The organism is Kribbella voronezhensis, assembly GCF_004365175.1.
Classification (GTDB): Bacteria; Actinomycetota; Actinomycetes; order Propionibacteriales; family Kribbellaceae; genus Kribbella; species Kribbella voronezhensis.
In genome coordinates, this window is record NZ_SOCE01000001.1 from 3772387 (window position 1) to 3785193 (window position 12807).

Genomic DNA, 12807 nt, shown 5'->3' on the forward strand with positions numbered 1-12807 from the left:
TAACCGGCCCCCGCGCACGTCACCGGCGACGGCGGCGTCAGCCAGCTACTTCGCCTTCCCTGACCCGCACCTCCACGCGACCTGCAGCCGCGGTAGCGCTCGTAGTACCGGTTAGTTCAGGTGGGCGCGGAGGTAGTCGATGTCGGCCTTCTGGCCGTGGTCGGCGTTCGGGGTTTCGACGACGACCGGTGCGCCGGCGGCTTTGACGACCGCGACGATCTGAGCCGGGTCGATCTCGCCCTCTTCGAAGTTGCTGTGCCGGTCCGCGCCCGAGCCGAAGGCGTCTCGCGATCCGTTGGCGTGGACGAGGTCGATCCGCCCGGTGATCGCCAGCACCTTCTCGACGACGGAGTCGAGTTCCTCGCCGCCGGCGTGGAAGTGGCAGGTGTCCAGGCAGAAGCCGACGTTGGCGAGGTTGTCGTTGCCCGAGTCCTGCACGGCCTCCCACAGCCGCGCGATCCGGTCCAGTTGCCGCGCCATCGCGTTGTCGCCGCCGGCCGTGTTCTCGATCAGCAGCGGCACCGGCAGTTCGGCCCGCTCGATGCACTTGCGCCAGTTGTCGAAGCCGGTCTCCGGGTCGTCACCCTTGCCGACGTGACCGCCGTGCACGATGACACCCTTGACGCCGACCTCGGCCGCCTTGTCCAGCGTCTGCTGCAGCAGCTTGCGACTGGGAATCCGGATCCGGTTGTTCAGCGTCGCGACGTTCAGCACGTACGGCGCGTGGACGTAGAGGTCGATCCCGTCCGCGGCCGCCCGCTCCCGCAGCGCGTCGGCCCCGTCGGCGTACGACACCTTCGGGCCCTTCCAGCCCTGCGGGTCGCCCAGGAAGAACTGGACCAGGTCCGCACCCCGGTCCGCGGCCTCCGCCAGCGGGTCCTCCTGATCGACGTGCGCACCAAGTTTGAAGCTCATGCCGTCACCCTATGACCGCCCGCCGACAGTTTCCCAACCCGCCTCAGCCACCCTGACCCCAGCCTTTCGACCGCGTCACCGGCCGGGCGTCCGTGACCGGTTGCTGCACCGGCCGCCCCTCGAACTCGGTCGACAGCACCACATGCGTGTTGATCTCGCCGTGCTCACCCAGCCGCTCGAACAGCCCCTCCAGATGCCGCATCGAAGCGACCCGGACGCGCAGCATCGTGCAGGAGTTGCCACTGAGCTTGTGGATCTCCAGTACTTCGGGGAAGTCCTCGGCGCGGGTCGTCTTGAGCAGGCACCGCCCGGTGGTACACCGCATCTGCACGAACGCCGCCAACGGCTGCCCCGCCCGAGCCGGGTCGACCTGAGCCCGGTAGCCCACGATCACCCCGGACTCCTCCAGCCGCCGCACCCGGTCGGCGACGGCCGGCGGCGACAGGTTCACCCGCTTGCCGAGCTGGTTGTACGAGAGCCGCCCGTCGGCCTGCAGTTCGGACAAGATCTGCCAATCGGTCTGATCCAGCTCGCGCTCCTGAAAGGTCATACCGCCAGAACACCTTTCAGTCCGAAGCTCCGCAAGGCCTGACGCCTTACTTCCCGCCTTCAAGACCGACTCGGACCTTCCTAGCGTTGAAGGCATGCTGATTCCCGTCGTTCTCGCCGCCGCCCTGATGAATGCCGCGATGGTCGCCGCCAGTGCGGTCAGCACCATCCTGATCGCCGACCAACTTGCTCCCGCGCTGGCCGGACTGCCGAACACAGCAGGAGTCCTCGGTACTGCGGCAGGTGCTGTCGTCGTCGGTCGCTGGAGCGCGCGACTCGGCCGAGCACAGGCCCTCCGCACCGGCTACGGAATCGCCGTAGCCGGGGGAGCTCTCACAGTCCTGGCCGCTGTCGGAGCGCCGGTCGCCCTGCTCTTCCTCGGCATGTTCCTGCTCGGCACCGGCAACGCAGCAAGCCTCCTGTCCCGGTACGCCGCTGCTGAAGCCGTCAGCCCTGCTCGTCGAGCAGCCGCCATGAGCACAGTCGTCTGGGCCGGTACTGCGGGTGCAGCAGGTGGCCCGTTCCTCCTGGAGCCGGCCAAGTCGTTCGCCGAGTCCGCTGGCCTACCGGCACTCTGCGGCCCGTTCCTCCTCGCCGTAACCACCGCCTTCGCCGCCCTCCTCGCCGCCGGCAAGATCCGGCCCACCCCCGCACACGGCGCCGGCACCGAGCCCGCGCCGCGCAGTACAGGGGTGGAGCCCTCGCCACGCGGTACGGACACGGAGCCGGTGTCACCCAGTGCGGCGGTGGAGACGGCGCCACGTAGTACGGCGGTTGAACCGGCGCCACGCAGTACGGGGATTGGGGCGGCGTCGCGTAGTACGGCGTTGGTGGCGGCTGGGGTGATGTTGGTGGGGCAGTTGGTGATGGTGGCGTTGATGACCTCGGTGCCGGTGCACGCGCATCACCACGGGCAAGGGCTCGGCGTACTCGGGCTGATGCTGTCGGCGCACACGCTCGGCATGTTCGCGCTGGCTCCGGTCACCGGCTGGTGGATCGACAGAGCCGGGCCGAAGCCGACGATCCTCGCAGGACTCGCGACCGTCACCGTCTCCGCCTTGGTCATAGCCGGCCCAGCCGGGATGGCGTTCACCCCCGGCCTCTTCCTTCTCGGCTACGGCTGGAACCTCTGCTACCTCGGCGGCAGCGCACTGTTGAGCAGCGCGGCTGCAGACAGTCCTGCTGCCCGCGCGAAGCTGGAGAGCAAGGCAGAGGCCTGGGTCTGGGCTGTCTCCGCCCTGGCCACTGCCGCCTCGACGCTGCTGTTCGCAGCAGGCGGCTTCATGCTTCTGTCCGGTGTCTCGATCGCGCTGGCCGTACCGACGCTGGTCGCCGTGCTGACCTACCGCCCAGGCTCACCGCGAGCAGTCACTAGCCTTGCTGGATGCCAGCAACAGAAAGCTTCCGTGCCTTGCAGCCCGGACCTGTCCGGGTCGACGACGAGACCTGGACTCTGACCGTCCACGACCTCGGCGTACTGCGGGTGCCCAGCGGCAAGCTCGAGGCCAGTGACCCGTTCGTGAACCTCGGTGAGGGCCAGATCATCGACGTGCCGCCGGGCGACTACCCGGTCCGGGTGACGGTCGCGGACGTGTCCGACAAGCAGGACGGCAGCCACCTACGCGAGGCGTACCTCAGTGTCGTGCTGGCTGAGGGCGAGGTGGCGTCGGTGGGACCGGCCACGCGGGTTGCCGAGGAACTGCCGGCCGACGAGTACTGGGTCGTGCCGGTCGACGCCGGGACCGTAGGGTTCGCCGATGCCGACGCGATCCGGAGCGGGATGCCCGGGGACGACTGGTACGACGAGGTGTTCGACAACGGCAAGGACGACAGTTGGTTCGCGCTGATGGACTCCGCGGAGCACCTGCGCGCGGGGTGCGCCAACATCGTGTTGCCGGCCGCGACGGCGGGGGAGAACGTCGTACTGGCCCATTCCGGCTGGGGTGACGGGGTGTATCCGATCCTCAGCACCCTGGATGCGACCGGGCGGTCGCTCGCGATCCACATCGACCTGCTCGTGGTCGGCGGCTCGGACTCCGACGACGCGCCGGAGGCCTGAAAGCAGTCCCGCTGAGCCTGAGCAGACCTGTGGATAGTGGTCAAGAGCACGTCCGGACGCTGGTATTCTGTCAGTGTTGGCCCGGTCCTTCGACCGGGCTTACTGCTTGAGCCGACGGCGATTGTCGGCGAGAGCGCACCGCATCGCCCTCCTGCCACGGAGAGACCGTGGCCGCCAAGTCCGAAGGAGGTGGAGTTCGCGCATGCGTCGTTATGAAGTCATGGTGATCCTCGACCCTGAGCTCGAAGAGCGTACCGTCGAGCCGTCGCTGGACACGTACCTGAACATCGTCCGTAAGGAAGGTGGGACGGTCGAGAAGCTCGACATCTGGGGCCGCCGCAAGCTGGCCTACGACGTCAAGAAGAAGTCCGAAGGCATTTACGCCATCATCGACCTGACTGCCGAGCCGGCAGTGGTGAAGGAACTCGACCGTCAGCTCACGCTGAACGAGTCGATCCTCCGCACGAAGGTCATCCGTCCGGACCAGCACTGATCCCTGGGGTCGTCAAACAGCTTCAGTGTCGGTCCTGACCGCTATTGATAGCTGTAGACACAGACACACCCGAATGCAGGAGGAACGGCAATGGCAGGCGAAACCGTCGTCACACTGGTCGGCAACCTTGTCGACGACCCTGAGCTCCGGTTCACGCCGTCCGGCGCGGCCGTCGCGAACTTCCGGATCGCGTCGACCCCGCGGACGTACGACCGGCAGTCAGGTGAATGGAAGGACGGCGAGTCGCTGTTCCTGAGTTGTTCCGTCTGGCGGCAGGCCGCGGAGAACGTGGCCGAGTCGCTGCAGCGCGGGATGCGCGTGATCGTGCAGGGCCGGCTCAAGTCCCGTTCGTACGACGACCGTGAGGGCAACAAGCGCACAGTCTTCGAGATCGACGTGGACGAGGTCGGCCCGTCCCTGCGCAGCGCGACCGCCAAGGTCACCAAGGCCATGCGGTCCGGCCCTGGCGGCGGCGGTGGCGACTTCGGTGGTGGCGGTGGCGGGAACTCCGGTGGTGGTTTCGGTGGCGGCGGCGGCCAAGCCGGCGGCGCCCCGCAGAACGACCCCTGGGCGACCCCGCAGGGTGGGGGCGGCCAGTCCGCCCCGCAGAACGACCCCTGGGCAGGTCAGGGTGGCGGCGGCTCGATGGAAGAGCCTCCGTTCTGATCCGCGGCAGGACAATTTTCCGAGTGACCATTCCGGCAGTAGCCGGGCTCTAGTAGTAGGAAGAGAGCACCACAATGGCCAAGATCATTCGGAAGCCGAAGAAGAAGGTCTGCGGCTTCTGCAAGGACAAGGCAACGTACGTCGATTACAAGGACACCGCGCTGCTGCGCAAGTTCATCTCCGACCGCGGCAAGATCCGCGCGCGCCGGGTGACGGGCAACTGCGTGCAGCACCAGCGCGACGTGGCCACCGCTATCAAGAACGCTCGCGAGGTGGCTCTGCTGCCTTACACGAGCACCGCTCGCTGAGGGAGGTCTGAGACATGAAGCTCATCCTGGCGCAGGAGGTCGAGGGCCTCGGAGCCCCCGGCGACATCGTCGAGGTCAAGGACGGCTACGGCCGGAACTACCTCGTACCGCGTGGTCTGGCCATCGGCTGGACCCGTGGAGCCGAGAAGCAGATCCAGTCGATCAAGCGGGCGCGTGACGCCCGGGCGATCCAGGGCAAGGAGCACGCGAGCGAGGTCAAGAACCAGCTCGAGCAGCTCACTGTCTCGCTGGACGTGAAGGCCGGCGACACCGGCCGTCTGTTCGGCTCGGTCACCCCGGCGGACGTCGCCGGCGCGATCAAGTCGGCCGGCGGCCCGCTGCTCGAGAAGCGGGTCATCAACATCGGCTCGCCGATCAAGACCACCGGCAAGCACGCCGTGTCGGTCCAGCTGCACCCAGAGGTGGCCGCCACGGTCCGCCTCGAGGTCGTAGCAGTCTGACCCAGCACCACCAGCCCGGCCCGCTTCCTCTCCGGAAGCGGGCCGTTCTGCTGCCCTGCCCGGGCGCGTGGAAAGCAGCATCCCCCAGCGCTGGACCAGCCGGTACTACGTAACGCCAGCCACCCCGGCTGCTCGTCGTCTCGCCCGACGTCGTCCACCTCGAGCTCGCTCCCGCGATCCAGCCACCGTGCTCGCCGTCGCTCCGTCGCCTTGCTTGCCCGGCGAAAGAAGGTTGATTGCGGTCGGCGCGCGTGGGCCGCAGGATTGGGCCGGTGAGCATCGCCCCTGCTTTCGCCCAGTTGTTGCGCCGGTTCCGCTCTGACAACGGCCTGACCCAGGAACGCCTGGCTGAACTTTCCGATCTCAGTATCGAGGCCGTGAAAACCCTGGAAAGCGGTCGCCGCCGCCATCCCCGCCCCGCGACGGTCGAGCAACTGGCAGCAGCCCTCGCGCTCGACGACGCCGAAGGCGACCAACTGAGGAAAGCCGCTCGGCGTACGAAGATCGGTAAAGCTCCATCCCTCGGCGTACGACGACAGCTTCCACCCCCGATCACGGACTTCACTGGCCGGTCGCAGCATCTCGACACCTTGATCGAGCTGCTCGAGAAACCGGACCGCGAGTCTCCCGGCATCGTCGTGTCCGCGATCGGCGGTATGGGCGGAATCGGCAAGACCACCCTCGCCGTCCAGGCGGCCCATCAGGTAGCTGAGATCTTCAGAGACGGACAGCTCTACCTCAATCTGCGCGGAGCGAGCCCTGACCCGGTCAGCACAGAGCAAGCGCTGGACACGCTGTTGGAGGCCCTCGGCCTGGCGCCCGCAGCAGCAGCGGACGACCTGTCGTTCACCGCCGGCCGCTATCGCACCGCCCTTGCTGGACGAAGCATCCTCCTGATGCTCGACGACGCGGCGAGCGTCGAGCAGATCGTTCCCCTCCTGCCGGGGACCGCCGGGGCAGTCGTCATCGTGACCAGCCGTTCTCCGCTCGCGACCCTGCCCGGTGCACGCCGCCTGGCGCTGGACGTCCTGACCGAGAGCGAAGCCCTGGATCTCCTGGGAGAGGTCGTCGGCGCGGACAAAGTGGCCGCAGAGCGATCAGCTGCCATCGAGGTGGTCCAGTACTGCGGGCTGCTGCCGTTGGCGATCCGGATCGCAGCAGGGTACGCAGGGACGAGTCCGCTGTCGGCTCTGGCCGCCCGGCTGGGCGACACTGACGGGATCTCCGACGTACTGACGGGCCCGCACGGCGAAGTACGGCGTATTCTCTCGCTCTCGCTGGACCGGTTGGCCGGCAGCGATCGCCGAGGCGACCAAGACGCGGCGACGGCCTTTCCTGTCTTGGCGCTCTTCGATGGGGACCACTTTCCGCTACGCGCGGCGGCGGCCGTACTCGGCCGATCGCTGGACGACACCGAGGACCTGCTCGACCGTCTGTTCGACGCCTGTCTGCTGGAGAGCCCGGCGATCCACCAGTACCGGATGCACGATCTGGTCCGCGAGATCGGCCGAGCCCTCGCGATCACGAAACTGTCCGAGCACGATCGCCAGGAGCTCAAGCTCCGCGAGCTTGCTTGCTACAGCTCCGTGCTGTGGCGGCATACGGAGCTGCTCACCCGGGCCGATCCGTACGGGTCCCGGGCGCAACGCTGGTCCGAGGGCGCAGAGGATCTGGCCGACCCGACGCAGATGACCGGTTGGCTCGAGGCGGAGCTGCCCAACCTCCGCCGACTCGTCCACTCGTCCACCGACGACGAAGCGCTGCGGCTGCTCGCGGTCCGGATCGCCCTCGGCATGTCATCCCTCGCGGTGGCGTTGATGAGGTTCGCCGAGGCCAGATCGGCGTTGACCGCGATCGCGCTGCTCCCGATCGAACTGCCCGCCGAGATGGAGATCGGCAGGCTGTACCACACAGCCTTGATGTGCAGCAGTCTCGGTTTGACCCAGGAGTGCCTGGATTGGCTCCGTCGTGCCACCGCGGTGGCTCGCGAACGCGGCGGACCGGAGCAGCTGGCGCGCTGCCTGCTCGACCTCGGCCAAGTACTCGGCCAGACAGGCCGTCCCGACGAGGGCATGCCGTACGCCGAGGAAGGTCGCGCCCTCCTCGACCAGGTGGCCGGCGGTTCCCGGTTCTTACAGGCCGCCCAGCTCATCACCGGGATGCTGGCCGGCCAACTGGGCGACCTGGACCGGCAGCGAGAGATCTTCGACGACTTGCTGACGCGGTTGCCGGGGACCGAGGAGCGCGGCCGCGACGCCAGCCACCTGGGAACCATGGCCCAGTCGCTCCGGACGAGCGGTCGGCACCACAAGGCGTTGGAGGTACTACGGATCGCTCTGGTCGAGGTCCGCGAACTCGGCTTCGAGGTGCTCGAAGCCCAGGCCCTGATCGAGCTCGCCTCGATCCACCTGGACCTGCACGACTTCCCGCCTGCGTTGGAGGCCATCGAAGCCGGTCTCCGCATCGCCTCCCGTTACCCGGCCGAGAATCGCGAGGCGCCGCTGCTGAAACTGCTCGGCGACGTCCTCGCTGCGACCGGCGAGCCGACGGAGGCCAGGAAGGCATGGGAGCAAGCGATCGTCCGCTACGACCGCGAGGCCGACCCCCGGGCGAGCGAAGTACGAAAGCTGCTGTCAGCCGACTGAGGCTCGGTCGCGAGAGCGGTCCGAACGGTCAGCTTTCGGTGGGGGCGGGCCATTCGGTGGGTTCGGGGTCGTCGGCGTTGCCGGGGTCGGGTTGCTTGACTGTGGGCATCTCGGTGGGTTCGGGGTCGGACTGGTCGGCGCCGCCCTCGGTCGGGGCCCGGACGGTCGGCCAGTTGGTCGGCGCTGGATCCTCGTCGTCCGCCAGCGCGGGCGTCACTCCGACTCCGTTCAAAAGCACCACGGCAGTCAGTACGCCGACCAGGCGGCGCCGCCGGCGCATCATTCCGACCAAGCGCAGCCGATGCACTACACCGACCAGGCGGCGCACCAGATGCTGCGGCGCCGCGCGGCGTACCGGTTTCACTTCTTGTCCAGGGCGTAGAGGACCGAGTCGTGGACGACGATGGCGTGGTCGCCGGCGACTCCCCAGGGGCGGGCCGTGTTGGGTTGGAGCTTGACCGCCTTGCTGCCGGGGACGATCGAGTACAGGTCGCCGCTGATCTGGCCGTAGATCGTTGTCTGGTTCACCGACTGCGGCTGGAACGCCGGCTGCAGGCTGGTCTTGCCACCGGTGAAGTTGATCAGGCACTCACCGAGGGCGGCCACCTTGCCCGCGTGGTCGGGCAGCCACTTCCAGCCGTCGGCCTGGTCCGGGCTGACCTTGGGGCAGGTCGCGAGCACGGCACCGTTGGCCGTCGAGTTCACCGTCACCAGTACTTCGTTGGTCTTGCCGGTGCTCCAGTGCACGATCACCCGGCCCGCGCTCGCCGCGACGATGTGGTCGATGCTCTTGGCCCCGCTCGGCGGCTTGAGTGGCAACTCGACCAGATCCTTGCCCGGCTCGCTCCAGTACAGTGGTCCGGCGTACCGCGCCATCAGCGCCCGGTTGCCCTCGGCAAGCAAAATCGTGGACAACCGCGGCTGGTTCGGTACGGCGTGCAGCTCGCCGCCGCTGACCACGCTGGCGCCCGCCTCGTCGCCCATGTCGATCAGCGGCGAGGAGCCGAAGAACTGCACCCGCGCCGAGTCGGGCAGCTCGATCTCGGTCGGCAGCGCGCCGTCGCCGGGCCAGTAGAACAAGGAACCCGGGGCCGTTGCCGCGAGCACCGGCTTGGAATCGATTGTGGTGTAGACCGGACTGGTGGTGTCGCGCGGAACCTTGTCCTGGTAGATCACCTTGCCCGCGCTGTCGAGCACGACGAGCTTCTGGTCCGGCGTGATCACCGCGACCTCGCTGCCGTCCGGCGACACGGCCGGGTGGGTGTCCGTTTTGATGTCGACGGTCCAGGCGGCGTTGGTGCTCCAGCCGGGCGGAGCCGGCCGGGCCGCGAACTGGTCCGACTTGACCTCGGGCTTCGGCAGCTCGGGCAGCTTCGGGGACTCGGTCGACGTCGGCTTGGCCGGCCCGTGATCACGGATCACCAGCAGATACACCGCAGTACCGCCGAGCAGTACGACGGCGAGCGCGGCCGCCGCGATGATCGGCCAGATCGGCTTGTTGTTCTTGGTCGAGACCTCGACCGCCTCGACCTGGCCGTCCGGGTGGATGATCAGCGGCCAGGAGGAGCCGTCGGACTCGACCGCGGTCGCCTTCACCGCGCGGCCGAGCTGGGCCGACCGCTCGGCCACCAGCGCGATCGCCGCCTGACGGGGATCGTGGTGGTTCACCGGGTGGCTGCGCCCGGCGATCTTCACCTCGGCGTTGTGGTCGTCGTACAGCCGGATCGTGACCTTCGGCCAGGACGGGATGCCCTTGTCAGCCACGGTCGCCCCTCGTCCCAGCCACAGAACTCCCTCGGTAGTCGGCTCTCAAGCCCTACGTTCTAGCATTTCTTCCGCCCGAAGACATGCCGTCCGCCCACAGGCATGACAATTCGCGAGCCTGCCCGGCTCGTCTGACCCCGACAAGGGGGTAGAAACATCCTCGCCTGTGGATGGGTCACGCCAGTACACCCGGATAGCGAGAGAATACTGTGGGCGACAGCCCGTGACACGCCGCGAGAGGAGGGGCCATGACGCAACCGCAGCAGAACCCGTGGACTCGGCAACAACCGCCGACCCAGGCGCCGCAACCGCACCAGGGGCCCCCGCAGCCGGTGAACCTGACGCCCCGGGGGCCGTCCGCCCCGCAGCACGGTGTGACCGCCCCGGCGGAGGACCAGCGGCTGCCGAAGTTCGCGATTCCCGCCGCAGACACGCTCTGGTGGGTCGGGGTGCACGGCGGCTCGGGTGAGACCACGATGTCGCTGCTGCTCCCCGGGACCAGGGCCGCCGGTCACCGGTGGCCGATCCCGCCGCCGCCGGTGCCGACACCGGTCGTGCTGGTCGCACGCACCCATGGCGCCGGCCTCCGGGCAGCGCAGCGGGCAGCGATCGAGTGGGCCTCCGGTGTGGTCCAGGGGATCGCCGTGCTCGGGCTGGTGCTGATCGCGGACGCTCCCGGCCGGTTGCCCCGGGTGCTGGACGACTTCGCCGACATCGTCGGCGGCGGGGTGCCGAGGGTCTGGGACATCCCGTGGATCGAGGAGTGGCGAAGGGGGGAGGACCCCACGCCGGAAAATACTCCCGACGAGGTTTTCGAAGTACTTGAATCCATCTACGCTCTTCGCGCGTCGAACCCAGCGGATTACCCCGCCCCTTACTGAGAGGTCCATTCTGATGTTCGCAAAATTCGTTCCGCTTCTTGCCCCCCTGGTCGGCGTCGAGCCGCCGACCGAGGCCTCCGGCGGAATCAAGACGGTGGTCGGCTGGGTGACCTGGATCGCCTTCTCCATCTGTGTTCTCGGTGTCATCATCGCCGGCGCCATGATGGCCATCGGCCAGCGTCGCGGCGAGGGTGGCGAGCACGCCGCCCGGCTCGGCTGGGTGCTCGCGGCCTGCATCGTGATCGGTTCGGCGTCGGCGCTGGTCGGGGCGCTGCTGAAATGACCACTCCGGCCACCGCCCCGGCCGGCGTACCGGCCGGCTGATCGGTCGTGGGACTGTTCAGCGGCCGGTCCGGCGACGGCGAGGACGACGACGCGGGCGAATCCACCTCTCCGTGGGAGAACCGCGGCTTCGTCGCTTCGGCGATCGTCATCGGGGCAGTGGTCGTGTGTGTGATCGTCTTCCTCGTGCTGGGCCGGACCGGTGGCGACGATCAGCCCGGCGCCGGGCAGAGCCCTTCGCCGGGCCTCACCGAGCCGACGGACCTGCCGAGCGACGAGCCGACCGAGCCGCCGGCGACGCCCGGGGACGACCCGACCAGTACGCCGGTGGTCACCCCGCCGCCGGTGAACAACGCCGCCGGCGGCTGCAAGGCGAAGAACCCGGACCAGCGCATCCCCCGGTCGGCGCCGCCCGCGGTCTCCTGGCAGTTCGAGACGGACATGCTGATCCCGCTGCAGGCACAGGGCGGTCCGGCGAGCACCGACGCGAACGGCCTGCGGTACTGCTTCGCCCATTCGCCGACCGGCGCGGTGCTCGCCGCGATGGTGACGCTCGGCCAGATCCGCAATCCCGACCTGACCACATCGGTCCTGCAGCACCGGATCGCGCCGGGCGCCGGCCGGACCAGGGCGCTCAACGAGAACAGGTCCTCCCCGTCGCCGTCGCACGACGCCGGCGATCCGTCCCAGTTCACCGGGTTCAAGGTCGTCGACTACCTGCCCAACCGCGCCATCGTCGCGCTCGCGGTGCAGGTCGACTACCGCAGCGTCGCCTCGTTGCCGATCACCCTGGTCTGGCAGGGCGGCGACTGGAAGGTGGTCCTGCAGCCGGACGGCAGTTTCAACGGTGAGGTCGCGCCGGACATTCTCGGATCGCTGGACGGCTACGTCCGGTTCGGAGGCAGCTGATGCTCGTCCTCGGTTGTTCGCTGGCGCCCTGGAACTGGGACGACTGCGCCCGCAAGTACCTCGGTGACGCGATCCAGGCGGCCATCGGCGGCCTGTTCGGCTTCCTCTTCGACACTTTGAAGAAGCTCATCGTGGACGCCGTCGTCGCCGTACTGAAAGCGGTCGGCACGCTCTGGGTCGACATCAAGACCCCGGGCATCGGCAACAACAGCGCGATCCTGTTCGTGCAGGCGTACACCTTCTGGATCCTGGTCTTCGCGGCGACCATCTCGGTCATCATCGGCGGCGTCCGGATGGCCGTCTCGCAGCGCGGCGAGCCGCTGCGGGACATCATGAAGAGCCTGCTGACCATGGTCGTCGTCTCCGGCGCCGGCGTCGCTTTCGCCTCCACCTTGATCACCGTGTCCGACGTCTTCTCCCGCTGGATCATCCAGCAGTCGATCGGCGAGTCGAACTTCGACGAGAAGCTGACCGAGAAGATGACGAACCCGCTCAAGGACAGCGGGGTCGGGTTGATGCTGGTGATCGTGATCGGCATCCTGATGGTGATCTCCGCCCTGGTCCAACTGGGGCTGATGGTGATCCGGTACGGGATGCTCGTGCTGCTGGTCGGCGTGCTGCCACTGACGGCGGCGGCCACCAATACCGAGGCCGGGATGATGTGGTTCAAACGGGCCGTCGGCTGGCTGGCCGGCTTCATCATCTACAAACCGGTGGCCGCCCTCATCTACGCGACCGCGATCTTCCTGATCGGCGAGCCCAAGGGCGGCCCGGACTCCACTCTGAAGGTCATCACGGGCGTCACCATGATGCTGCTCGCCATCGTGGCGCTGCCGGCCATCCTGCGCTTCGTCTCGCCGCGGACGGGAGGCTGA

15 protein-coding genes are annotated in these 12807 nt (G+C 68.3%); 11 read left to right on the forward strand and 4 right to left on the reverse strand.

From position 1 onward, the window contains the following. Positions 1-111 precede the first annotated feature (111 nt). Both EV138_RS17370 and EV138_RS17375 read right to left on the reverse strand, forming a co-directional pair. A complete protein-coding gene (locus EV138_RS17370; protein WP_133979946.1) occupies positions 112-915 on the reverse strand; it encodes a deoxyribonuclease IV in 804 nt (267 codons plus the stop codon). Positions 916-958: 43 nt separating this feature from the next. Beyond that, positions 959-1465, reverse strand: a complete 507-nt coding sequence (locus tag EV138_RS17375; protein WP_133979947.1) for an Lrp/AsnC family transcriptional regulator — start codon at positions 1463-1465, stop codon at positions 959-961. A 94-nt stretch (positions 1466-1559) separates the two neighbouring features. Here EV138_RS17375 and EV138_RS17380 point away from each other — a divergent pair, with 94 nt between their 5' ends. The 7 genes from EV138_RS17380 to EV138_RS17410 all read left to right on the forward strand — a co-directional run bounded on the left by EV138_RS17380 (position 1560) and on the right by EV138_RS17410 (position 8096). Beyond that, on the forward strand, positions 1560-2921 hold the full coding sequence (locus tag EV138_RS17380; RefSeq protein ID WP_133979948.1) for an MFS transporter: 1362 nt from the start codon (positions 1560-1562) through the stop codon (positions 2919-2921). Further along, entirely contained in the window at positions 2849-3523 is a 675-nt protein-coding gene (locus tag EV138_RS17385; RefSeq protein WP_133979949.1) for a DUF4241 domain-containing protein, read from the forward strand. Before EV138_RS17380 ends, EV138_RS17385 begins: the two co-directional genes overlap by 73 nt. Positions 3524-3725: 202 nt before the next feature. Further along, positions 3726-4016, forward strand: coding sequence for a 30S ribosomal protein S6 (rpsF, locus tag EV138_RS17390; protein ID WP_112245171.1), 291 nt, complete (start codon positions 3726-3728; stop codon positions 4014-4016). 90 nt (positions 4017-4106) lie between these two features. Then, entirely contained in the window at positions 4107-4682 is a 576-nt protein-coding gene (locus EV138_RS17395; RefSeq protein WP_133979950.1) for a single-stranded DNA-binding protein, read from the forward strand. Between the two features lie 74 nt (positions 4683-4756). Beyond that, complete coding sequence (gene rpsR / locus EV138_RS17400) at positions 4757-4990, forward strand: 30S ribosomal protein S18 (protein ID WP_012924539.1); 234 nt, start codon at positions 4757-4759, stop codon at positions 4988-4990. A gap of 14 nt (positions 4991-5004) precedes the next feature. Then, positions 5005-5451, forward strand: a complete 447-nt coding sequence (rplI, locus tag EV138_RS17405; protein WP_112245175.1) for a 50S ribosomal protein L9 — start codon at positions 5005-5007, stop codon at positions 5449-5451. A 272-nt stretch (positions 5452-5723) separates the two neighbouring features. After that, positions 5724-8096, forward strand: coding sequence for an XRE family transcriptional regulator (locus EV138_RS17410; RefSeq protein WP_166678624.1), 2373 nt, complete (start codon positions 5724-5726; stop codon positions 8094-8096). A 28-nt stretch (positions 8097-8124) separates the two neighbouring features. Here the strand turns inward: EV138_RS17410 and EV138_RS17415 are convergent, their stop codons facing one another. Continuing rightward, positions 8125-8460: a hypothetical protein gene (locus EV138_RS17415; protein ID WP_133979952.1), complete on the reverse strand. Its 336-nt coding sequence runs from the start codon at positions 8458-8460 to the stop codon at positions 8125-8127. After that, positions 8457-9860, reverse strand: coding sequence for a hypothetical protein (locus tag EV138_RS17420; RefSeq protein ID WP_133979953.1), 1404 nt, complete (start codon positions 9858-9860; stop codon positions 8457-8459). Before EV138_RS17420 ends, EV138_RS17415 begins: the two co-directional genes overlap by 4 nt. A gap of 248 nt (positions 9861-10108) precedes the next feature. Between EV138_RS17420 and EV138_RS17425 the strand changes: the two genes are divergently transcribed. The 4 genes from EV138_RS17425 to EV138_RS17440 are packed head-to-tail and all read left to right on the forward strand — an operon-like array spanning position 10109 to position 12807. After that, positions 10109-10741 (forward strand): DUF6668 family protein, encoded by a 633-nt coding sequence (locus tag EV138_RS17425; protein WP_133979954.1) that lies wholly within the window; start codon positions 10109-10111, stop codon positions 10739-10741. Between the two features lie 13 nt (positions 10742-10754). Further along, the gene (locus EV138_RS17430; protein WP_133979955.1) at positions 10755-11024 is read left to right on the forward strand and encodes a TrbC/VirB2 family protein; all 270 of its coding nucleotides are present in this window, start codon (positions 10755-10757) and stop codon (positions 11022-11024) included. Between the two features lie 47 nt (positions 11025-11071). Then, complete coding sequence (locus EV138_RS17435; RefSeq protein ID WP_133979956.1) at positions 11072-11932, forward strand: DUF8175 domain-containg protein; 861 nt, start codon at positions 11072-11074, stop codon at positions 11930-11932. Then, positions 11932-12807 (forward strand): TrbL/VirB6 family protein, encoded by an 876-nt coding sequence (locus EV138_RS17440; protein ID WP_133979957.1) that lies wholly within the window; start codon positions 11932-11934, stop codon positions 12805-12807. The genes EV138_RS17435 and EV138_RS17440 overlap by 1 nt, the downstream gene beginning before the upstream one ends.